The sequence below is a fragment of the Castellaniella sp. GW247-6E4 genome (assembly GCF_040276065.1).
Taxonomy (GTDB): domain Bacteria; phylum Pseudomonadota; class Gammaproteobacteria; order Burkholderiales; family Burkholderiaceae_B; genus Castellaniella.
Map to the genome: position 1 here is coordinate 382,364 of NZ_JBELOI010000001.1, position 22,215 is coordinate 404,578.

The 22,215-nt window shown below is 61.5% G+C and carries 23 protein-coding genes; 14 read left to right on the forward strand and 9 right to left on the reverse strand.

The genetic code is table 11. The annotated features are described in order from the left end of the window. Positions 1–2: 2 nt before the first annotated feature. The 4 genes from ABS761_RS01755 (at position 3) to ypfH (ending at position 3,474) form a co-directional block, all read left to right on the forward strand. Positions 3–755: an SDR family NAD(P)-dependent oxidoreductase gene (locus ABS761_RS01755; RefSeq protein WP_350406249.1), complete on the forward strand. Its 753-nt coding sequence runs from the start codon at positions 3–5 to the stop codon at positions 753–755. 25 nt (positions 756–780) lie between these two features. Beyond that, on the forward strand, positions 781–1,791 hold the full coding sequence (locus ABS761_RS01760; RefSeq protein WP_350406250.1) for a Gfo/Idh/MocA family oxidoreductase: 1,011 nt from the start codon (positions 781–783) through the stop codon (positions 1,789–1,791). Then, positions 1,788–2,606, forward strand: a complete 819-nt coding sequence (locus ABS761_RS01765; protein WP_350406251.1) for a shikimate dehydrogenase family protein — start codon at positions 1,788–1,790, stop codon at positions 2,604–2,606. Before ABS761_RS01760 ends, ABS761_RS01765 begins: the two co-directional genes overlap by 4 nt. 136 nt (positions 2,607–2,742) lie before the next feature. Further along, complete coding sequence (ypfH, locus tag ABS761_RS01770; protein WP_350406252.1) at positions 2,743–3,474, forward strand: esterase; 732 nt, start codon at positions 2,743–2,745, stop codon at positions 3,472–3,474. A 57-nt stretch (positions 3,475–3,531) separates the two neighbouring features. Here the strand turns inward: ypfH and ABS761_RS01775 are convergent, their stop codons facing one another. Then, positions 3,532–4,209, reverse strand: coding sequence for a dienelactone hydrolase family protein (locus ABS761_RS01775; protein ID WP_350406253.1), 678 nt, complete (start codon positions 4,207–4,209; stop codon positions 3,532–3,534). Positions 4,210–4,298: 89 nt separating this feature from the next. Continuing rightward, positions 4,299–5,156 (reverse strand): M90 family metallopeptidase, encoded by an 858-nt coding sequence (locus tag ABS761_RS01780; protein ID WP_350406254.1) that lies wholly within the window; start codon positions 5,154–5,156, stop codon positions 4,299–4,301. 90 nt (positions 5,157–5,246) lie between these two features. Here ABS761_RS01780 and ABS761_RS01785 point away from each other — a divergent pair, with 90 nt between their 5' ends. Beyond that, the gene (locus ABS761_RS01785) at positions 5,247–6,005 is read left to right on the forward strand and encodes a class I SAM-dependent methyltransferase (RefSeq protein WP_350406256.1); all 759 of its coding nucleotides are present in this window, start codon (positions 5,247–5,249) and stop codon (positions 6,003–6,005) included. Positions 6,006–6,032: 27 nt separating this feature from the next. Here ABS761_RS01785 and iolB read toward each other — a convergent pair whose 3' ends face one another. The 6 genes from iolB to ABS761_RS01815 all read right to left on the reverse strand — a co-directional run bounded on the left by iolB (position 6,033) and on the right by ABS761_RS01815 (position 11,722). Then, positions 6,033–6,845, reverse strand: coding sequence for a 5-deoxy-glucuronate isomerase (gene iolB, locus ABS761_RS01790; RefSeq protein ID WP_350406257.1), 813 nt, complete (start codon positions 6,843–6,845; stop codon positions 6,033–6,035). Further along, positions 6,842–8,782 carry a bifunctional 5-dehydro-2-deoxygluconokinase/5-dehydro-2-deoxyphosphogluconate aldolase gene (locus tag ABS761_RS01795; RefSeq protein WP_350406258.1) on the reverse strand — a complete coding sequence of 647 codons (1,941 nt, stop codon included), beginning with the start codon at positions 8,780–8,782 and terminating at the stop codon, positions 6,842–6,844. Before ABS761_RS01795 ends, iolB begins: the two co-directional genes overlap by 4 nt. A gap of 61 nt (positions 8,783–8,843) precedes the next feature. After that, the gene (locus tag ABS761_RS01800; RefSeq protein WP_350406260.1) at positions 8,844–9,647 is read right to left on the reverse strand and encodes a transporter substrate-binding domain-containing protein; all 804 of its coding nucleotides are present in this window, start codon (positions 9,645–9,647) and stop codon (positions 8,844–8,846) included. A gap of 16 nt (positions 9,648–9,663) precedes the next feature. Next, on the reverse strand, positions 9,664–10,392 hold the full coding sequence (locus ABS761_RS01805; protein WP_350406261.1) for an amino acid ABC transporter ATP-binding protein: 729 nt from the start codon (positions 10,390–10,392) through the stop codon (positions 9,664–9,666). After that, entirely contained in the window at positions 10,376–11,026 is a 651-nt protein-coding gene (locus ABS761_RS01810) for an amino acid ABC transporter permease (RefSeq protein WP_350406263.1), read from the reverse strand. Before ABS761_RS01810 ends, ABS761_RS01805 begins: the two co-directional genes overlap by 17 nt. 9 nt (positions 11,027–11,035) lie before the next feature. Then, positions 11,036–11,722, reverse strand: a complete 687-nt coding sequence (locus tag ABS761_RS01815; RefSeq protein WP_350406264.1) for an amino acid ABC transporter permease — start codon at positions 11,720–11,722, stop codon at positions 11,036–11,038. Positions 11,723–11,978: 256 nt separating this feature from the next. Between ABS761_RS01815 and ABS761_RS01820 the strand changes: the two genes are divergently transcribed. From ABS761_RS01820 to fdxA, 9 genes are all read left to right on the forward strand, one after another. After that, a complete protein-coding gene (locus ABS761_RS01820; protein ID WP_350406265.1) occupies positions 11,979–12,872 on the forward strand; it encodes a MurR/RpiR family transcriptional regulator in 894 nt (297 codons plus the stop codon). Between the two features lie 577 nt (positions 12,873–13,449). Continuing rightward, positions 13,450–14,649: an ABC transporter substrate-binding protein gene (locus ABS761_RS01825; RefSeq protein ID WP_350406267.1), complete on the forward strand. Its 1,200-nt coding sequence runs from the start codon at positions 13,450–13,452 to the stop codon at positions 14,647–14,649. Between the two features lie 243 nt (positions 14,650–14,892). After that, the gene (locus ABS761_RS01830) at positions 14,893–15,762 is read left to right on the forward strand and encodes a branched-chain amino acid ABC transporter permease (protein ID WP_350406268.1); all 870 of its coding nucleotides are present in this window, start codon (positions 14,893–14,895) and stop codon (positions 15,760–15,762) included. A 46-nt stretch (positions 15,763–15,808) separates the two neighbouring features. Next, the gene (locus ABS761_RS01835; protein ID WP_350406270.1) at positions 15,809–16,825 is read left to right on the forward strand and encodes a branched-chain amino acid ABC transporter permease; all 1,017 of its coding nucleotides are present in this window, start codon (positions 15,809–15,811) and stop codon (positions 16,823–16,825) included. After that, positions 16,822–17,586: an ABC transporter ATP-binding protein gene (locus tag ABS761_RS01840; protein ID WP_350406271.1), complete on the forward strand. Its 765-nt coding sequence runs from the start codon at positions 16,822–16,824 to the stop codon at positions 17,584–17,586. Before ABS761_RS01835 ends, ABS761_RS01840 begins: the two co-directional genes overlap by 4 nt. Beyond that, a complete protein-coding gene (locus ABS761_RS01845) occupies positions 17,573–18,304 on the forward strand; it encodes an ABC transporter ATP-binding protein (RefSeq protein ID WP_350406272.1) in 732 nt (243 codons plus the stop codon). The genes ABS761_RS01840 and ABS761_RS01845 overlap by 14 nt, the downstream gene beginning before the upstream one ends. Before the next feature lie 59 nt (positions 18,305–18,363). Continuing rightward, positions 18,364–18,897, forward strand: a complete 534-nt coding sequence (locus ABS761_RS01850; protein ID WP_350406273.1) for a hypothetical protein — start codon at positions 18,364–18,366, stop codon at positions 18,895–18,897. 260 nt (positions 18,898–19,157) lie between these two features. Then, positions 19,158–20,357 (forward strand): cytochrome P450, encoded by a 1,200-nt coding sequence (locus ABS761_RS01855; protein WP_350406275.1) that lies wholly within the window; start codon positions 19,158–19,160, stop codon positions 20,355–20,357. A gap of 152 nt (positions 20,358–20,509) precedes the next feature. Beyond that, complete coding sequence (fdxA, locus tag ABS761_RS01860) at positions 20,510–20,869, forward strand: ferredoxin (protein ID WP_350406276.1); 360 nt, start codon at positions 20,510–20,512, stop codon at positions 20,867–20,869. Positions 20,870–20,965: 96 nt separating this feature from the next. On the opposite strand, the gene ABS761_RS01865 is transcribed toward fdxA, so the two are convergent. Continuing rightward, positions 20,966–22,021 (reverse strand): GlxA family transcriptional regulator, encoded by a 1,056-nt coding sequence (locus tag ABS761_RS01865; protein ID WP_350406278.1) that lies wholly within the window; start codon positions 22,019–22,021, stop codon positions 20,966–20,968. Between the last annotated feature and the right edge of the window lie 194 nt (positions 22,022–22,215).

Genomic DNA, 22,215 nt, shown 5'->3' on the forward strand with positions numbered 1-22,215 from the left:
CCATGAGATTCAAAGACAAGACCGTCGTGATCACCGGCGCGGCCAGCGGCATGGGCCGCAGTGCCGCCCTGGGGTTCGCGCGCGAGGGAGCTGCCGTCGTCGCCTGCGATCTGCTGGAGGACGAGGCCGCCTCGCTGCTGGCCGAGCTGGACGCCGCGGGCGGCGGGGGGGCGCGGTTCGTCCGCCTGGACGTTGCCCGCGAGGAGGACTGGGAGGTGCTCGCACGGATGCTGCGTGACAGCGGCGGTCTGGACGTGCTGTTCAACAATGCCGGCATCAGCGGTACTTTCGATCCGGACCTGAGCAGCACGCGCGCCTGGGAACGGCTGCTGGACGTCAATGCCAAGGGTGTCTTCCTCGGCATGAAGCACGCTGTGCCCTTGATGCGTCCGCGTGGCGGCGGCGCGATCGTCAATATGTCCTCGATCTCGGCATCCGTCGGGCAGCATCGGGTGCACATGGGCTACAGCGCCTCCAAGGCGGCGGTGCAGGCCATGACCCGCGCCGCCGCGGTCCACTACGCGGAGGATGGCATCCGCGTCAATGCCGTGGCGCCGGGCTTGCTGCCGCCCATGCGCACGTCCCGGGGCTCGGCCGATCCAGTCTGGCGCGAAAAGCAGATCGACGCAGTGCCCCTCAAGCGGGCCGGACACGTCGAGGAGGTCGCCACCGCCGTCCTCTTCCTGGCCTCGGACGAGGCTTCGTACATCACTGGCGTCGAGCTTGCGGTGGATGGTGGCTTTTTGTCCTTGTGATCCGTTTATCATTGGTATATATACAATGTATCGTATAGGCTTGATCGGCGTCGGCCATATCGGCGCTGTGCATGCACGCAATATCGCCCGCCATCCGGAATTGACCCTCGCCGCCTCGTACTCGCGCTCGCCGCAGCGCCGCGAGGCCTTCGCCGCCGAGTTCGGTGGCCGCGCGGCGCGCGACCTGGCGGACGTCTTCGAGGCGCCCGATGTCGATGCCGTGATGATCGCCTCGTCCACGGACAGCCACAGCGCGCTGTTGCGGCAAGCCGCGCGTTCGGGCAAGCCGGTCTTTTGCGAGAAACCCATCGACCTGAGCCTCGATGAGGCGCGCAGGGCGGTCACGGTGGCGCGGGACTGCGGCGCACGCATCATGATGGGGTTCAACCGGCGCTACGAGGAAAGTCATGCGGCGGTGCGCGATCAGGTCGCGTCCGGCGGCCTCGGGCGGCTGCAGATCGTCCAGCTCACCTCGCGCGGCCCGAGCCGGCTCGCCACCGTCGAGTACCTGCGCAGCAGCGGTGGCTTCTTTCGCGACAAGGGCGTGCATTTTTTTGACCTTGCGCGTTTCATCACCGGCGACGAAGTCGAGGAGGTTTCGGCCATGGGCGCCGCCCTGGTGCACCAGGATGTGCGCGACCTCGGCGATTTCGACACGGCCATCGTCAGCCTGCGCATGCGCGGCGGCGCCCTGTGCCAGATCGACAATAGCCGCACGGCCAGCTATGGATACGACGAGCGCATCGAGGCGTTCGGTTCGCAGGGATGGGTGGAATCCTGCCGCCAGCCGGCGGCTGCGGTGCGTCGCGCGGTGGGCGCCGAGCTGGCGTCAGCACCGTTTCCGCAGAATATCTATGAACGGATTGGCGGGTCGTACTATCGGACGATTGAGGCTTTCGCCGATTTCCTGGCCGACGCCGGGGCCTCTGTGCCCACCATCGAAGATGGCTTTGCGGCGCAATGCATCGCGGAGGCGGCCGTTTGGTCCGCACGTGAAGGCCGTAGCGTGAAAATCCACGAACTGGACGCCCGATGAGCGACATTCTCAGCATCCCCAATCCCACCGGCGCGACCCGTTTGTACGCCCTCCTGGGCGACCCGATCGCCCAGGTCAAGGGTCCGTCCCTGATGAACCAGCTGTTCGCGAAACTGGGCACCGATGCGATCATGGTTCCCATGCATGTCCGGCCCGAGGCGCTGCAGGGGGTCGTGGCCGCGTTGCGGCGGATCGAGAACATGGACGGCATGATGGTCACCATCCCGCACAAGTTCGCCGTGTGCGACGCGGTCGAGCGGCTGAGTCCGGCCGTGCAGCTCGCGGGTTCGGCCAATGCGCTGCGCCGTGCCGCCGACGGTGCCTGGGAGGCTGACAATTTCGATGGCCGAGGGTTTGTCGCCGGCCTCGAGGCGCAGGGGCATAATCCCGCCGGCCAGGTGATCGGCCTGGTCGGTTCGGGTGGCGCCGGCGTGTCCATCGCGGCGGCGCTGGTCGAGGCGGGCGCCGCCGCGATCCGCATCCGCGACGTGCGCCCCGAGCAGTCGGAGCGGCTCGTGCGGCGTTTGAACGCGCACCGTGCCGGTGTCGCGCAGCTCGAGCCCGAGGGGACGGACTGGCGCGGTACGCACATCATGATCAACGCCACGCCGCTGGGCCTGCGCCTCACGGACCCTTTGCCCTTCGATCCGCTCGCCTTGGCAGGCAATACGCTGATCGCCGACATCATCATGAAGCCGCGCGAGACCCGCTTGCTGCAGCTCGCCGAGGGGCGCGGGATGCCGGTGTTCTATGGCGAGCACATGCTGTCGCATCAGATCGAGATGTATCGGCGCTTCTTTTTTCACGAGACCTGATGCCGCTCCTCGATCGGGCGTGAGTGCGGAGGCAGCGCACGCGCTCGATCGGGAAGCGGCATGCTTGTTGGACGCCTTGCCCTGACGCCGGTCCACGCCGTACAGTGGGGCCCATGCCCACACCCGGAGCCCCGCCATGAGACCGGAACCTTTGCTCATCCTGCCGTCGGACGGCGCGGCCGCCCAGCTTTTCGTCCTGCTGCATGGCGAGTCCGCCGGACCGGGGCAATTGCTGGAACTTGCGGCGGCGGTGCGCCAAGCCTTCCCGCTGGCGGCGATCGTCCAGCCCCACGGGCCGTTTGGCGAGGGGGACGACCGGCGTTGGATCGCGGACGCCCGCCCGGATGCGCAGGCGTATGCGGACCTGGTTGCGGCCGCGGGAGCGGCGCTGGCGCCCGAGATCGAGGCCTGGCAGCGGCGCCACGGCCTGAGCGGCGAGCAGACCGCGCTGGCGGGGTTCTCGGAAGGCGCGGCGGTGGCCTTGGAGGCCTGTTGCGCCTCACCGGATCTGGCGGGCCGCGCCCTGTTGTTTTCCACGAGATTCGCGACCCTGCCCGAGGCGGCGCCGCCCCGCACCACTGTGCACCTGTTGCATGGCGCCCAGGATCGCGTCGCGCCGGCCAGCCAGGCGCGGCAGGTCCATGCCCGCCTGGCCGAGCTGCGCGGCGATGCCACCCTGGACATCGGTTCGGGCATCAGCCACGCTTTGCACGAGGCCCTGATCCGGCAGGCGATCATCCGCCTGCAGACCTGCGTACCCCTGCGAAGCTGGGAAGCGGCGATGGGCGCGCCCGATCTGCGGGTCGACGAGTACAGCGCCGATGATCCGCAGGACGAGGGGCCCGCGGACCTCGGTGTCCTGCATTAGCGCCTGTGGGCACTGGGGCGGTTGATCGACGCGCCGGCGCAAGCCCCTTGGCCGGCCTCAGGCGCTTGGCGAGCCGGCAGCCGCGGCGAAGAGCTTGAGGGTGCGATCCCAGGCGAGCGCCGCCGAGGCCGCGTGGTGGGCGGGTGTGCCGGCGCGCCCGAAAGCATGGCCGGCATGGCGGTACGTGTACAGGTCGACCTCGGGGTGGGCGCGGCCGATGGCCTCCACATCGCGCATGGGGATCGACGGGTCGTCTTCGCCGAAATGCATTTGCACCGGGCATCCGGGGGTTCCCCCCAGGGCCTTGGCGATGCCGCCGCCGTACCAGCATGAGGCGGCGGCGAACGTATCGTCGCGGCACGCCGCAAGCCATGCCAGAGTGCCTCCCCAGCAATAACCAACGATCATTCGTGCGCTGTGTGCGGGCAGGGCGGCAGCCGCGGCCTGGATGTCGAGCAACGCCGCCGATTCGGGGATCCGGTTGCGCAGAGCCAGGCCCTGGTCGAGGTCGGCGGCGTCATAGCCCAGCTCGGCCTTGGGCTGCACCCGATCGAACATCGCCGGGCAGATCGCGCGATAGCCGTGCGAGGCGAACATATCGGTCATGTGGCGGATATTGGCATTGATGCCGAAGATTTCCTGGAGGACGACCACGCCTGCGCGGGCGTCCTCGGGACCGGTAATGTAGGCGTCCAGGGTGTGTCCGTCGGATGCGGTCAGGGTGATGTCGCTCATGCGTGTGCCTCCAAGATGTTCCAGTGCGTTCGAAGAAACGATGCCTGCCAGTGTAGGAGCTGTGGACCGCTTGCGCCAGCCGGGCTGGCTCAGGCGATGCGCGGTGCGCCGGGCGCGAGGCGCCGCAGGGGGTTCTGGCGGTAATAGCGCGACAGCAGGGCGTACCAGTCGGGCAATCCTCGGGCCAGCGGCGCCGGATCGATGAAGAACGCTTCTGAGCTGACCGCGAAGAACTCCGCCGGGTCGGTCGCGGCATACGGATCCAGCGGCAGTGTGTCATACCACGGCGACGCGTCCTCGGACTCGGGGTCGATATCGGGTGGAATGGCCTCCTCGACATGGGTCAGCGCCTCGCAGAATGCCTCGTACGACGCATCGAGCACGCGGCGCCACTGGCGGGGTCGCAGATCGGCGTGCGCGTGCAGCCCGGGCATGCCGTCCGCCTCACCCGAGTGCTGGTCGAGCTTGTGCGCGAACTCGTGGATCACCACGTTGCCATAGCGGGCCGTGTCCGGATCGGCGTCCTCCCAGGACAGAATCACCGGCCCGCCATCCCAGGCCTCGCCGGAGGATTCCTGGAGATACTCGTGCACCACGCCGCTCTCGTCGACCTCGACCCGGGGAATCAGAAAACCGCCCGGGTACAGCACGATGTCGGTCCATCCCTCATACAGCCCCGGGTCGAGCTCGAGGATGGGCAGCGCCGCCTGCAGGGCGATCGAGAGCATGATCTCATCGTCGATGGGGAAGCCTTGGGCGCCGTGAAAGGACTTGCTGGCCAGTATCCATGCGGCCCGGCGGCGCAGGGCCTCGTCCTCGCGCGGCGCCAGGCCGTCGAGAAAGGGGTGCGTTTCGATCGCGCGCCGCCATTGCTCGTCCCCGATCAGGGCGAGCGTGTGTTCGACCTTGCGCTGCGAGGCGCCTTTGCCGGCCAGCCACCTGAACATGCCTTCATTCCTGGAATCCGCTCATCGGGAGGATACCAGGAGCGGTCCCCGGCGTGTCGCCCGGGCACGCCGGACGGATACAATGGCGGGATGACGCCCAAACCGTTCAGCGACCATTTCAAGGATGTGGCCCGCCAGTATGCCGAAAGCCGGCCGGGGTATCCGGCCGCGCTGTTCGATTGGCTGGCCGCGCAGTGCGCCGATCGGGCCTGCGCCTGGGATTGCGGGGCCGGCAGCGGCCAGGCCTCGGTCATGCTGGCCCGGGATTTTCGCCGCGTGATTGCCACCGATGCCAGCCCCACGCAGATCGCCCAGGCCCGGGCCCATGAGCGTGTCGAATACCGCGTGGCGCCCGCCGAGGCGAGCGGCCTGCCCGATCAAAGCGTCGACCTGGTGGCCGTGGCCCAGGCCCTGCACTGGTTCGATCTCGAGGCCTTTTATCGCGAGGTGCGGCGGGTGGCACGGCCCGATGGCGTGTTCGCCGCCTGGACTTATGGCGTGATGATGGTCGAGGGCGATGCCGTCGACCGGCTGCTGCGGGCCTACTATCACGAGACGGTCGGCCCCTGGTGGCCGGCCGAACGCCGGCACGTCGAGACCGGCTACCGCGACCTGCCGTTTCCCTTCCAGCCCCTGGAGGCGCCGCCGCTGTTCTTGCAAGCCACCTGGGATCTGGATCAGATGCTGGGTTATCTGCGCAGTTGGTCCGCCACCGCCCGCTTCATGGCCGCGCGGGGCTTCGATCCCGTCGCCGAGCTGACCGTCGGCCTTGCGCCCGCTTGGGGCGGCGCGCACCGCCAGCGCCTAGTCCACTGGCCTATGGCCGTGCGGGCGGGCCGAGTGGCGTGAGCCATGCCGGATTAACCGAACAGGATACTAGCCCTGGACAATCATCCATTCGTGGGCGGGATCGTTCTTGAAGATCCAATGCCGCTTGGAGCCGGCCATCACATTCAGGTAGTACAGGTCGTAGCCGTGCGGTGCCACGCAGGGGTGGTATCCGCGGGGGACCGAGACCAGGTCATGGTCCTCGACCGCCATGGTCTCGTCTATGGATCGGTCGTCCGTATAGACCCGCTGAAAGGCAAAGCCCTGGGACGGATTGATCCGGTGGTAGTAGACCTCTTCGAGCCGAGTCTCGTACGGTTCGTTGTCGGTGTCGTGCTTGTGCGGCGGATAGCTCGATGAGTGCCCGGCCGGGGTCACCACCTCCACCACGAGCAGGCTCTCGGCACTGAGGTCGTCCTGCGGCAGGATATCGCACACGAAACGCTGATTGGACCCTTGGCCTCGGACGCTGCGGCGCATGGCGGCCGGATCGAGGACCTTGGTCTTTTTGGCGGGGCTGCCCAGGGACGAGTAGCAGAACGCAATCTCGGCGGGCGCGCTGGCCTGAACTTCGACGGAGGATCCCATCGCCACGTACAGGGCGGCCGGGGCCTTGTCCTCGAAGACCGAGTCACGCCCGCCCTGGCCGGGATAGAGTTCGCCATTCACGCGTATGTCCACCCGGCCGGTCAGGACCACGATGCACAGTTCGCGGCTGCCGGTTTCCGTGCGCGTCGTCTCGCCCGCGGACAGGCGCTCGGCCTTGAAGCCGACATAGGTCCAGTCCGCATCCTGCGGGGTGATTTGAACGATGTCCTTCCCCGTTTTGCGGGCCTTGGATAGTAGTGATTTCACTTTCATGCCTCCACGGCGGTGTGTCTGTTTCGCCAGGCGTCGATCAACAGCGAGAAGTTGGCGCCCGCGGCCTCGATGAAGGCCTCGTCGTCGATGCGCCGATTGAGCCACTCGATGCTGGGCGCCTGCCAGATCGAGCGCCCGACCATGAATCCCTTGATCAAGGGATGGCGGGCTTGTCTGAACGAGGTGGCCAGATGGTCCAGGGGCAGGTTCAGGCCCAGCAGCACCACACCCCGGCAATAGGGGTCCTGGGCCTGGATCAGTTCGGCCAATCGGTTCCAGGAGGCTTCGGCCATGGGCGAGAGTTTCCACCAGTCCGGCTTGATGCCCAGAGAGTAGAGCCGCTCGAGGCTCTCCAGCACCACATGGTCGTGGGTGTCGGCGGTGACCTTGTCCGCAGGCGGGATGATCTCGAGCAGGAGTTCGTGCCCGCTGTGGCGCGTGGCCTCCCAGAGTTCGCGCAGGCGGTCTTCCTGGGCCTCGAGGATGGTGGCCTCGTCCCGGGGATGATAGCCGACCAGGCATTTGACCACCTGCTCCACCGGCCAGTCGGCCAGCATGGAGGCGACCGAAGAGGTATGGTCGAACTTCAATGGCCGTGACATCTGCTTTTCCACCGGCCGCCCGAGCCACCATCCGCGCCCGGTGATCGAGCACAGGGTATCCCCGCCTTGCTCGCCGCCATCCACGAGGACGCCGATCTTGCCTTGCAACTGATATTTTTGCTCGGCGCGCTCGACCACGGCAACCAGCATTTGTTTCAAGCGCCGGACCTCGTCCAGGCCCGCGCCGTTGTTTCGGGCCAGATCCATGAACTGCTGCCTGTGGTCGAAGGCGAGCACGTTCAGCTCATTCCAGGCTTTGCGGCGTGCGGTCGTGCGGTGCAGGTGATCGAGGTGTGCGTAGTCGATGTCGCGGCCGTCCTTGGACAGCCAGTATTCCAATTCGCGCGGCGTCGGCATGGCTGGTGCGCAGGCGTGGCGGCTGACCACGATGGCACCGCACGCATTGGCCATCCGCGCCGTCTCGGCAAAGTCTTTGCCGCTCAGGATTCCGGCCAGCAGGCCGGAGGCAAACGCATCGCCCGCACCCAGCACATTCAGGACCTTGACCTTTTCCCCGCGATGTATGACCGCGTTTTCGATGTCCGTGGGAACCTCGCCGTCGATCAGGCAGCAGCCCCTGGCGCCGAGCTTGACCACGAAGCCCGCCGGCGTGATGGCGCGCAGCGCCTTCAGGGATCCGATCAGGTCGTGGGGTACGCCGCCGGCGATGAGGAATTCCTCTTCGGTGCCGATCAGCAGATCGAACTCGGGGATGATTGCTTGCAGACTACGGGTCACGTCCTGGTCTGGGACGTAACGGTTTTCGCCCTCGCCGCGCTTGGTCAGGCCCCACAGCACCGGGCGGTAATCGATGTCCAGGACCTTGAACGTGCCATGCCGGCGCGCAAAGGCCAGTGCCCTGGCGGAGGCCTCGCGCACCAGGGGTTGCGAGAGATGCGTGCCGGTGATCAGCAGGGCGCGGCTGTCGGCGATGGATGATTCGGAGATCAGCGCCGGGTCGATCGCCATGTCCGCGCAGTTCTCACGGTAGAACAGCAGCGGAAACGTTTCCCGGTCCTTGATGCCCAGGAGCACCAGGCCGGTCAGGCGGTCCGGGTCCACCTGGATCATCGAGGTGTCGCAGCCTTCGTTTGCCAGCGTTTCCACCAGAAAACGGCCCATCTGCTCGTCGCCGACCCGTGACAGCATGGCGGTGCGCAGGCCTAGCCGCGCGCCGCCGAAGGCGATGTTGGCGGAGCTGCCGCCGAGATACTTGGAAAAGGTCGACACATCTTCGAGCTTGGCGCCGACCTGCCTGGCGTATAGATCCACAGCCAGCCTGCCCAGGCAGACCAAGTCGAACTTTCTGCCTTCAACGATATTGAAACGAATCATCTGAACTTCCGAAAATATATGCGTCAACCCTGTCCTTTTCCATGTGCTCCGTCCAGGACGGTTACTTGGCGGGGGCCATCTCCATCAGGTCGGCCGGCAGATCGACATGGAGATAGCCCTTGTAGATAGTGTTGAGTTGACCGTTCTGGAAATTCTTTTGCGCCCACTCGTCGAGGAACGCCTTGAATTTCGGGTTGTTCTTGCGCAGGCCCACCCCCAGCGCGTAGTTCTTCATCAGGAACTTGGTCTCGAAGTTGCGGTCCGGAGCCTTGTCCTTGAGCTGCTGGATGACGGCCGTGGAGTTGGCGAGGATGTCCGCCTGGCCGCTGAGGACCGCGGTCACCGCCGTGGCGTCGTCGTCGAACTTCATGATCTGCGCGTCCTTGGTGTTGGCCGAAAGGATCGCATCACCCTGCGCGCCGCGGACGGTGGCTACTTTTTGGCCTTTGAGGTCGGCGTAGTCCTTGATCTGTGCGCTTTGGGGCGCGGCCACCGCCTGCGCCAGCACGGAGTAGGGTTTCGAAAAATCGATGACCTTCATGCGCTCTTCGGTGATGGACAGGGTCGAGATGATGACGTCGGCCTTGTTCGTCAGCAGGAATGGGATGCGATTCGGGGTCGTGGTGCGCACGACCTCGAGTTCGACGCCCAGGTCCTTGGCGAGCAGCTTTGCGGCGTCAATGTCCGAGCCGGTGGGCTGCTGGTTCTGATCCAGCATGCCGAACGGCGGCAGGCCCAGGTCGATGGCGACGCGCAGCTTGCCGGCTGCCTTGACGTCGTCCAGCGTGTCGGCCGCGGCCGGCTGAAAAGCCATGGCGCAACTGGCTGCGATGAATGCGATGCTTGCGATTTTCTTCAGGTTCATGTGCCACTCTCCAGAATTAGAGCCCGTTACTGATAAAGTCCTGCAGCTCTTTTGTTTGAGGCGATTGCAAAAGCGTTCGCCCGCCGATTTCCCAGACCTTGCCCTGGTGCATGAAGATGATGGTGTCCGCGATCTTTTGCGCGAACGCCATTTCATGGGTCACCATGATCATGGTCATTCCATTCTTCGCGAGCCCCTCCATGACTCTGAGGACTTCGCCCGTCAATTGCGGATCCAGCGCCGAGGTCACCTCGTCGAACAGCATGAGGCCGGGATGCATGGCCAGCGAACGCGCGATCGCCACGCGCTGCTGCTGTCCACCCGAGAGTTCCTCGGGGTAGGCGTCGATCTTGGCGCGCAGGCCCACCTGGTCCAGGACCTCGCCGGCCACTTCGTTGGCTTGCGCTCGGCTCATTTTCTTGACCGAGGTGAGGGCCAGCGTGATGTTGCGCAGGACCGTCAGATGGGGAAACAGGTTGTACCCCTGGAATACGATGCCGATGTCCTTGCGCAGCTCGAGCAGGTCGACCTGCGGGTCGCTGACCACATGGCCGCAGGCGACGATCCGCCCCTGGTCTATGGTTTCGAGGCGGTCGATGCAGCGCAGCGCGGTGCTCTTGCCCGAGCCGCTTTGGCCGATGATGGCGACGACCTGGCCCTTTTCGACCGAGAACGAGACGCCGTTCAGGACCCGGTTGTTGCCGAATTTCTTATGTACATCCTGCAGCTCAACGACGGCCGACATGTAGTTTCCTCTCTAGCTTTCTGCTGAACACTGAAAGCGGGTAGCACGTGAGAAAGTAAAGCGCCGCGACCAGGAAGTAGATGATCCCGGGCTCGAAAATAGTGTTGTTCACCAACTGCCCCGCGCGCACTAGTTCGACGAAACCGATCACCGAGGCCAACGAGGAGTTCTTGACCAACTGGACAATGAAGCCCACCGTGGGCGGGGTCGCGATCCGTAGGGCCTGGGGCAGGATCACCTGCCGCATGCGGGTGTAGCGGCTGAGCGCCAGGCACTCGGCGGCCTCCCACTGGCTCTTGGGGACGGACTGGATGCAGCCGCGCCAGATCTCGCCCAGGTGTGCCCCGGTGTACAGCGACAGTGACAGCGAGGCGGCCACGATCGCCGGCAGATTCCAGCCGACGATCGACAGGCCGAAGAACGACAGGAACATGATCACCAGCAGCGGCGTGCCTTGGACCAACTGGATGTAGGCGCCCGAGAGCAGGCGCAGGGCCCGGCTCTTGGAGATGTTGCATAGGGCGATCAGCAGCCCGAGGGCGCCGCCTCCGATCATGGCGATGCACGATAGCAGCACCGTCCAGCCGGCCCCCTGGAGGATGATTTCTAGATGCGTCTGTGTGAACATGTCCATCGCGGCCGCCTAGATCGAAATCGAAGAACCCAGCCTGCGGCGGCGGGTGAAGATCAACATGCCCAGCAGCCACAGGCCGAGCCGCATGCTGAAGGCCAGCAACAGATAGAGGCCGGCGATGACGGTATAGGTCTCGAACGAGCGGAAAGTCTCGGACTGTATCTGGCCGGCGATCCCGGTCAGTTCATTGACTGAAATCTGCGAGGTCAGGGAGGACGCCAGCATCAGGAGCACGAACTGGCCGCAGAGGGCTGGATAGACTTTCTCGATGGCGGGCATCAGGATGACGTGCCAGTAGATCTGGGCCTTGTTCAGGCCCAGGCATTCGGCCGCCTCGATCTGCCCATGATGCACGGACTGGATGCCCGCCCGGATCACCTCGCTGGCGTAGGCCGCCAGGTTCACACCCAGAGCGATCACGGCGGCGCTCATGGCGGAGATTTTCCACCCGAGGCTGGGAAATACGAAAAACACGACGAACAACTGGACCAGCAGGGGCGTGTTGCGGATCAGCTCGACATAGATGCGGCAGGGCACCGCGACCCAGCCCCGGGTGTCCAGGCCGATGGCCAGCAGCGTCCCGAACACGAAACCCAGGATAGTCGTCGAAAACGATAGTTGCGTCGTCAGCCACAATCCTCCCAGAAAGGCGTGCCAGTGCGGCAGGAGGCTTGCGAAATCGAAACTGTAGTTCATTAACCCTGGTCCTGGATCGGGGAGGTGCTGGGGGCCGGCGGTTCCGCCTGTTGCGCCCAGGCGCGCGGAGCAAGCCGCCGGGAAATCAGACTGTAGTGATTATAGAAATTTTTTTCCATTAGTGTAAGTACTTAGAAAATATTTTCCAATAGGACGATACAATCGGAACCGCTCCCCGATCACGGGTGGCCGTGTCCGCGCCTCGTGTTTCCGTGCGCGGCGGCGAAACCGATCACTTCAGGCAGGCGGGATTGCAATGGCGAAGAAGGCCCTCCGGAACACGACGACCGACGAGGATGCGCGCGGCGCGGGCAATGTCGAGACCTTGCTGCAGACGATATCCGCCGAGTACCCGAACCTTAGCCGGCAACTCGCCAAAATCGCTGTATTCATCGAGAGAAACCACGAGTACGTCGGCCTCTACAAGATCAAGGACATCGCCGAGCGATGCGATGTCCAGCCCTCCGCCATCATCCGGTTCGCACACCACTTTGGCTTCAAGGGCTTCTCCGAGATGCAGGCGGTCTTCAAGGCAAGGCTCAGCCGCAGGGTCGAGCTCGAAAACCCCTACCGGGACCGGATCCGCCAAGTCATCGGCACCCGGCAAACGGTATTCGGCAGCGATGAAATCATTCAGCAATCGACGCAGCGCTCCATCGAGGAATTGGTCTCTTTGGGCTCGGAGCCCAGCCTCAAAGAGATCGACGCCGTGGTCGATCGGTTGATCGGGTCCGACAAGATCTGGATCGCCGGCATGCGGCGCAGCTATCCCGTCGCCTCGTATCTGACCTACGCGCTGCAGCACATCCGCTCTGATGCGGTGCAGATCACCAATACCGGCGGAATGTACCGGAGCCAGATCCGGCGCATGGCGAAAGACGACATCCTGCTGCTATTCAGCTACGAGCCCTACGCTGAGGAAACCCTGGACATCGCGCGCTTTGCGGCCGAGCAGGGCGTCGCCATTGTCGCCATCACGGACAGTCAAATGAGTCCGTATGCGCAATTGGCGGCGCACCTGATTCTGATTAAAGAGCGTCCCACCCTCGGCTTCCGCTCCCTGGTCAGCTCCATGGCGCTGGCCCATTCGATATTCGTCGCCTTCGCCTACAAGGCCGAGCTGGCGGGCGAGGGTGATTCGGCATCCTGAGGGAGGGCACCCAGCGGCCCATCCGCTTTTCGATGATGGCCGCATCGCTCGATGGAGTGCCGCCGCTGCGGGGTGACGCAGTGGCCGGCGGGAACCTCCCTGTCCGCCGTGGTGGCCACGAGAGGCAACCTAGGGTTTTCGAGGGGATCACTCTTTCGAATGCCGGTATGGCGGAATTGTGCAACATATCCGTCGAAATCACATAAGCATTTTCCGGGGCCCCGGCTACCATGTCCTGAGATACCGCTGATTCGGACTGCCGATGCCCAGCTTGACCGCTCGCAAGGATCCCGCAACCGGGTTTGACGAGCCGAGCTGCTGAATAGGACAGAGAGAATTTCCGGAGGCTTTGGGGCTTGCCGGAAGGCGTGCGTCACGCGCAATGGCAAAACGGCAAGGCGTGGTACCAGTGTTTTGGGAGGTCGGTGGCGCCGTCTGTGGTGGCGGCGTTGAAATGTAGTTTTTACTGTGCAACACGTTTGCCTTTCTCAGCAAATCAACGGAAGCCGCCAGAGAGACGGCCTGATTGACTGGCGTAATTGCGGGGGATGGCTGCTGGACGTGGAAGGAGACAAAAATGAGCAAATCAAAGTATTTCAAGCTGGCTTGCCAGTTCGCCGCCTTGTCGTTGGCCTTGCCTTTGGCCACTGCGTACGCGGCCGATACGACGGGAATCACCGCAGACACTATCAAGATCGGCGTGCCGGGTGCTTTTACGGGCTTCAATGCGCCGTTTGGCGCCGTTGAACACGGTATTTCCGCGTACTATCACTCCATCAATGCGAAGGGCGGAATTCACGGAAGAAAACTGGAGCCGATCGAGATCGACACGGCTTGCAATGAGGCGCAGGGGATCTCGGCGTTCAAGAAGCTTATTTTCGATGATAAAGTCTTTTTCATCAATGGCATCGGTTGCAGCGGGGTCGGGCTCGCGGTGAAACCGCTGGTCTTGACCAATAAAACGCCGTTTCTCGTTGCGCAGGCGGTGAACCCGGATATTTCGAGTCCTGTGACGCCGTACGTTTTCCATACGGTGCCCACGAGCGTCGATGCAGGCAATACTCAGGTGGATTTTGCCATGTCCGCCCCCGAACCGCATCGGATTGCCGTTATTTCGTTCAATGATGAATGGGGCAAGAGCTATCACGATCCGGAAGTCGCGTACCTGGAGAAAAAATATAATACCAAGCCTGTCGTGGATTTGACGATGGCGCGCGGAGCGACGACGGCGGTTCCACAATTGCTTAAAATCAAAGAGGCCAATGCCACTTTCATCATCGCGAACCTGTATGCGGTTGAGACCGCCATCATGCTGCGTGAGATGCATGATCTGGGGATCAACATACCGGTAATCGGCGGTTTCGCAACCAATATCGTGGACTTGCTGGCCAGGGTCCAGAGTTTGGACATCATGCGGCCCTACTGCGGTCTGGATGCGATGATTGCGCCAATCGGATCCCCCGCATTGGAGCCCTGGAATAAGATCTTCCAGGCGACTTATCCCAAAGAATCCATAACGACGTACACGTATCTCGGTATGGGTGGCGCCGTCGCCGCGGTCAAGGCCATGGAGGCCGCGGGGCCAGAGCTCACGCGGGAAAAATTCATTGCTGAGCTGGAAAAGCTGAGGGATTTTGACACTGGCATCCTGGCCGGCAAAATCACCTTCACGCCGGAGGACCACCAAGGCGTCAAGCAGTCAGCCGTGGCTTGCTACGATGATGCCGGAAATGCCGTTTTCTATGCATCCTGGCAAAAGCCATTGGCCGCAAAATAAGGGGGCAGGGTACGGACTTGGCTGCCTGAGCCGTTCGTACGCGGTCCGTAATATCAGGGCGCTCGTTTTGCGGCGTAGCGGCGGCCATTGCCGGGTGCGTGGGCAATGGCATCGCCGGTCGCCGTGAGGCGGCCCGACGACGCTTCCCTCCTGATTTCTTAAATTGCTGCCTCCCACGCAGCCTTGCGGCACTCGGGCGGTGTCCCGGCCATCATTTCTGCAATCTGGATTAGGAACAACCTCATGCTAGCGCAACTCATTATCAGCGGTGCGGCACAGGGCGCCATCTATGCCTTGGTTGCTTTGTCCATGACGATCATTTATCGCGGTACGACGATAGTGAACTTTGGACATGGCGACTTCATCATGGCGGGCGCTTTTCTGGTCTTTGCATTTACGGTCTCGGCTGGTTTCCCGTTCTTGCTCGCGCTATTGATAAGCACGACGCTACTGTGTGTCCTGGGGCTGGTGATTCACATCTATTTCATTGAAACAACTACCAAGGGATCGCACCTTGGCCAGATCATGATGACCATCGCGATCGGTTTTTTGTTAAACAGCATCGCCAATATCATCTATGGTCGCGACGTGGTCGCCTTGCGGCTGCCCTATCACCTCAAGCCGATCATCATCGGAGACGTGATCATTACGGGATCCAGTCTTTTGATCGCCTCGGTGGCGTTGGTGCTCACGCTTGCATTCTTCATTTTATTGAACAAGACATGGCTGGGCCGCAAGATCCAGGCGGTCTATCAGTCCCCGACGGGGGCCGCCCTGGTCGGCATCAGCGTCAGACGCTATCAAGCGGGCTTATGGGGGGCGGGGCTCGCGATCGGCGCCGTAGGCGGGGTGTTGCTGGCCCCGCTGACCCAGCTTTACCCTGATATGGGCCGAGGCCTTTTGCTCATGGCTTTTGCCAGCATGGCGTTGGGGGGATTCGGAAACCTGTGGGGTGCGGTGATCGGGGGGCTATTGGTGGGGATCCTACAGAACGTGGCGGGGGCCTATATCGATACGGCTCTCATAGAGATCGTTCCATACTTGATCATCATCATTGTATTGGTCGTGCGCCCGACGGGGTTGCTTGGGCAGCGCATCGTAGAGCGCGTGTGAGCGAGGCGGTATCTGATGATGGAACACGCATTTAGAGGAGCCTGCTGTGAAAGTTGATGCGACACAACATCGCGAGGGGCAAGTTGATGGGCGAAAGTCTTCTTTCGGTGGGTCCCATCGCCGAGCCTGGACATTTATTGGCTTGTTCGCACTACTGGCTTTGCCATTGTTTCTTGGGGAATATACGCAGTATGTGGTGAACAGGATCGTCGTTACGGCGATTGCGATCGTGGGCTTCAATATCGCCCTCGGCTATTTGGGTCAGCTCGCGTTTGCCAATGTGGCGTTTTTCGGCATCGGCGCGTATGCAACGGCAATCGTTCTGGGAATCCTCCACCTACCGCTCGAGTTGGCCCTGGTGGCAAGCGCATTAGCGGGGGCGATCGGTGGGCTCATCGTGAGTCTGCCGGCGCTGAGGGGAATACGCGGACTCTATCTGGCCATCATCACGCTCGCGTTTGGAGAGCTCCTGCGCTGGGCGTATATCTACGGGGGGCCGGTCACGCAGGGAGCCAACGGAATCGACGTGCCTGGTTCGACCTTCCTTGGCTTCGAAATGACCACGGCATTCAATCAGTACTACCTTTTCGTAGGTATTGGTGCGCTGATGATCTGGCTGACACTCGTGCTTTTGCGCTCGAAGTTCGGGCGCGCGATCGTGGCCATACGGGATAGCGCGGTTGCGGCGACGTCGCTGGGGATCTCTGTGCCACGTTACGTGATCTTCACCTTTTGCTGGAGCGGATGTGTCACCGCGGTCGGTGGCGGATTGAGCGCAATCACCGTGGGTCGCGTGATTCCCGATATGTTTGATATGGGTGCTCTCATCAACCAGTTCGCGATGGTCATGGTGGGAGGCTTGGGGAGCATCGGCGGATCGGTTTTGGGTGCCATCGTGCTGGGCATCGTGCCTGACTTGTTGAGTGCGTATCCGGGGACCGCCGAGGTTGTCACAAGCACGGTCATGATTCTCGTCCTCCTGTTTTTGCCGCGGGGGCTCATTAGTCTTTGGGGTGGCCGAGGTTCCAAACGGTATGCGTATTTCTATAAGGAGCCTGTATGACGGCGCTGCTTGAAGTGGAGAACGTGTCGATACAGTTTGGCGGTTTGAGGGCGGTCGAGAAAGTGTCGTTCACGGCTGAAAGCGGCCAGGTCACATCCATTATCGGCCCCAATGGGGCCGGCAAGACGACGCTGTTCAATGCCATCACCAGGAATGTACAGATACGGGAAGGTTCCATCCGTTTGAATGGGCGGGAGATCAGCCATCTCACGCCCCTGGAAATTACAGGATGCGCGATCAGGAGAACTTTTCAAAACGGCGGGTTATTCAGGCAGCTCACAGCCATTGAAAATATATTGATTGGATTGCATACGGAAATCAACAGTGGTTTTTTTGGGACACTGCTGGGCAAGCGCAAGGCGCGCGAGCAGGAGCATGCGGCAATCGCTCGCGCCCGGGAATTGCTGGCTGAATTTGAAATCGACGTGCCGGAAAACGTGCCGGTGGGCCAATTGTCGGGGGGAGAGCAGCGGCTGATCGAAATTGCGCGAGCCTGGAGCACTGGAGCGCGGTTGTTGATGCTGGACGAACCTGCAGTGGGGCTCAGCCCGCCGGTGCGCGCAAAGGTGCTCGAGGCGATTCGCAGTATTGCCGTCGATAAAGGCATCGGTGTTCTTATGATCGAGCACACCATGGAAATGGTTCTGAAAGGCTCCGACAAAATCATCGTGCTCAACGGCGGCAAGCTCCTCGCCTCCGGCTCACCGACGGAGATAAGAGAAGATCGAACGGTTGCGGAGGCGTATCTTGGCTACGTATGAGAATATTTTATCGATTAAAGGCCTGGATGCGGGCTACGGAGAAAATCCAGTCAATCGCGGTATTTCGTTTTCAGTCCAAAGCGCTGAGGTCGTGGGCTTGCTCGGCGCCAATGGCGCTGGGAAAACAACCCTGCTGAACGTGATCAGTGGTTTCATCAAACCGACGGCCGGGAGCATCCTGTTCGAGCAGGCGTCCTTGATCGGGCGGCGCCCGGATCAGGTGGCGGGCCTGGGCGTCATTCAGGTCTCGCAGTTCATGGACTTGTTCCTGGATATGTCGGTGGAGGACAACCTGCGTTTGGGGGCGACATGCGCGCGCGGCCGAGCGGAGACGGGGAGGGGCGCGCTCGACGCCGTATTCAAGTCCTTTCCTAGACTGGCGGAGCGCCGCAGCCAAAAGGTCGGCACCTTGTCGGGCGGGGAGCGTCGCATGGTCGCCATCGGTAGAAGCATGATGGGCCAACCCAAACTGCTGTTGCTCGACGAACCGTCCGGAGGCTTGTCGCCGCAGTTCGTTGCCGAGATCGGTTCGATCTGCAGCCGGCTCAAGGAGCAGGGCGCGACGATGCTGATCGTGGAGCAGAATTTCGATTTGGTTTTCAAAGTGGCCGACCGCATCATGGTCATGCGGGAAGGCGAAATTGTATATGACGATACGGCGGTGGCGACACGGGAAAATTTTAATGACCATGAGCTGGCGCGCTTTGTTTACCTCTGAGGTGTGATTTCAGATGTTCGCCGGCTGTCGCTGCATGTCGGATATTGGAGGAACTTGTGATGGGGACTCGCCACGAAGCAGTTGAAGCGAAAATCCAGGAAGAGCTGGTGAACGATGAAAGCCTGCGCCGCACGCTTGGCGCAGAGGTGCTCGAGAGGCTGGGCGGGGAAATCACAGGGGTCTCGGCACATATCGGCGAGGATTATGAAGAAGGAATGGATCCGGAGGCGGTGGTTTTCCGCGAAAGGAAGGCCGGGTTCCGTTTTCTCGCGTTTACATTTGAGCCCTGGCGGATGTGGGATCTTCATGTGGGAGTTGTTGCCACCGGGGCCGATGAACTGAGCCTTGGTTTTCATATTTCGGAGCGGGCTGCGGGGACGTGCATGATGAGGTTGATGGAGCTTGGGAAACAGGTTGGAGCAACGGTGAAGCATTATCCAATCGTGGTGGAGTATCAGGCAAACCTGCCCCCCATTACCGTGTCGGCGATGAAATTCGAAACCTTGGTCAATACCCTATGTGACGTATGCCGTGCGATGTCTACGATGGCGGCGGGTATCGAGCCGCCGAGCAATATGCGGGCGAGCACGTGAGGGTGGGCTTACCAGCCTGAGATGGCTCGAACATGCTATCGAATCGTCGCGAATGTGCCGGCATGAATCGCCGTGCTGACTACACTGATGAGAAATCGCTGAATTTTTTCATAGCGCTTGTGGTGGTTTTTAGGTCGGATATAAATCTATGCGAAGGATCTTTAATATTTACATGGTGCACTGCGAAGTTTGATGATGGAAAATCGAGGTGAGTTTTTAGCGCCTGGCTAGGTTAAACCTATCTTAAGAAAGAGGATGAGATGAGCACAGGAACAGCAATAGCAACCGATAACGAGTTGAGCAAGGAAATCGAAGCGGGTTTTGTTCGATGGTTGGAATCCGAGCCGGTATATTGGAATTCAGATAGGAATGCCTGGATCGTTACTGGCTACGATGAGGGGTTTCGCGTACTTAAGGAAGCCGATACCTTCTGGCGTGACGTTCCAGACCGGGAAGGTGCCGATGAGTTTTGGGGCAGGCATTTGTTGAATCTATCGGGGCGGGATCACCGACGCCTGCATACCCTGCATATGAAGTTGACGGGTGAGGACTTTGCGGAAAAAATCCGCCCCATGGCTTTTGAAAAGGCGAAACAGATCGGTGCGGCATTGGTGGCGCGGGGATCCGCCGAGCTGTCAGTGGAATACGCCGATACGGTGCCTTTGCATGTGGGCTGTACTTTCCTCGGGATCGACACTTCCAGTGATGCCTTCATGCAGGAACTAAATCATCAAATGCAAATACGGGCCGTCTGGAAAGAGGCATTGCACTCTGGGGAGGGTATTTCGCTGAACAGCAAGATCGCCCAGGATGGCATGAAAGCACTAGCCGCGGTGGAAGAACTGGTCATGCCCACTATAAGGGATCGGCGCGACAACCCGCGCGACGATCTGATCAGCAAGTTCTGGCAGGAAGGCCCCTCTGTTTTTCCGGATTGGGGTGAAAAAGATATCATGACTTACTGCTGGAGCTGCATGGACAATGAGACGAAGCCCTTGTCGAGAGGCTTGCTGTACATACTGGTGCGTGACCAGGATTTACAGGCAAAGCTTCGCAAGGATTCGAACCTGGTGCAGGATTATGTCGAGGAAGGTTTGCGCTATCTCACGCCGTTCAGAACGATTCGCAGGACGGTACTCAAGGACGTTGACCTGAACGGCACCAAGATGAAGAAAGGCGATGGGATCTACGTGATCACACCACTGACGAACAGGAGCGAAGAGAAGTGGGAGTGCCCGCATAGCTTTGTGCCGAACAGGGAGCAAAATACGCACTTTGCATTTGGCTTTGGCGCGGGGTATTGCGTGGGCCGTTACGTCGGCCGCGTGGAGGCCGCCGAAATGATCAAAGGCCTGTTGGCGGAAGCCGCCTCGATCGAGTTCGACCCCAAAGGGGCAAAGCCAAAGTGGGCCGGCGAAATGTATCATTCGGTTTCACCGGTAAATGTACTGTTGAAGTAGGCAAGGCATCCAGGTTGGTCCTCGAAAGAGGGCCGCCTGCTTTTGAATGGACGGATAAGCATACATGGTGTGTCTCGGGTGTCTGCGCCCGTGACGTGCCATGCCGCGATCTTGGCCCTGATGGAAAATACCTGTATTGGGAACGTTGGAAAATGCCACATGTGATAACCGAAACGTGCATCGATTGCATACACCAGGAGTGTGTAAAAGAGTGTCCCGTTGATTGCATATATTGGGGAGCCCGGGCCCTGTACATTCAACCGGACGAGTGCATCGACTGCGGAGCCTGTGTGCCGGCCTGTCCGGAGGATGCCATTTTCTTTGATGAAGATGTGCCGGACGATATGACAATGTATATCGCCGATAATGTGAAATTCTTTACCGAGATTTTGCAGGGAAAAACCGCGGCGTTGGGGGCTCCAGGCGCAGCGGCGCCAATAGGGGAATATGGCGCTGATACCGCGCTCGTCGCCCACTTTCCATCTAGAGTCGGGCTATGCAAGGGTTGTTAGGCTGAGGCGTTCGTCGGCAAACGCATCCGGCCCGTCGTCGAGCGCGTGCTGTATTTGAGCGCGGCTTAGCGGGGTTCCCCAGGCGTCGCGAGACGCTCAATAGAACTCCCGGCGATCGGGGAAGACTTCGCTAATGGGGTCAGGCAGCGCCTCCGACGCCTGTGCCAAGGCATCAGTGGACCGAGCCCGTTCGCGCCATGCGCTGGGTGGCATGTGGAAGGTCGAACGAAATATCCGTCCGAAATGCGATGCACCCGAGAAACCGCAATCCATCGCGATGGCGGAAATGGCTTTATCGGTATTCGTCAGCATCCAGGCTGCGAGACGCAAGCGCACGCCGCGCGCGTAGCTTTGAGGGCTTTGACCCATGGTTTCCTTGAAGAGTCGCTCCAGTTGGCGTCCTGAAACCCCTAATTTGCTGGTCAGCTCGTCCAAGCTGAGTCCTTGGCTGATGTGTTGCTCCATGAGCAGCACAGCGCGGCGTACGACTGGATGGGTCGGTGGGGGTATGCCCGGGGGGAGCGACTGAGCCGCATTCCTGCGCTGGACATCGTCAACCTGCAGGATCCGCACCGCCTTTTGCACGATGGATGGGCTGATGTGGTGGGTTAAAATCTCGGCGGCGAGGTCGATCGTGGCCCGCCCCCCGGAACAGGTGATGCGGCGCTGGTCGATCACATAGAGGCGGTCAGCCACGATCTTTGCCGGATCGGCATTGGGAAAATGCTCGAGGAAATCCCAATAGTGGAACCAGTGGATACAGATGCGGTAGCCGTCCAGAATGCCGGCTTGCATCAGCGTAAAGGCCCCGGTGCATAGGCCCACGATGGTGACGCCAGAGGACGCGGCAGATCGTATGAAATTCAGGATCGTCTGGCTGGTGGGTGGACGCTGCAGCAGGCCGCCCACCACCACCAGGTAGTCAAAGCGAGTCGGGTCCCCCAAGCACGCCGATGGCGTGACTTCGATACTGCTGCTAGAGCAGACGGGCGCTAGCGATTCGCCGATGATCTGCCAGTCGCAGCGTACCGGTCGGCTGCGATCCCCCTCGTCACTGGCCAGGCGCAATACGTCCAGCATCCCGGAAAATGCCGTCAGTGTAAAACTGGGCAGCAACAAGAACCCGAAGCGTACTGGCTTTTCGCTCGTCATGTCACTTGCCGTCCCCCGAAGCCGACCCAAACGTCCTTAGGAAAGTCGACGCCTAGCGGCTTCCATAGTATAACAAATCACTCTGTGGACTTGGATCTCAGTCGGACCAGATGCAGCCCGGGCAACCGCCTGCCCCCCTATGGCCTGCGGGTCGTCCAGCAGATCGTGTGGCGCCCATAACTCGCTCTGACCCT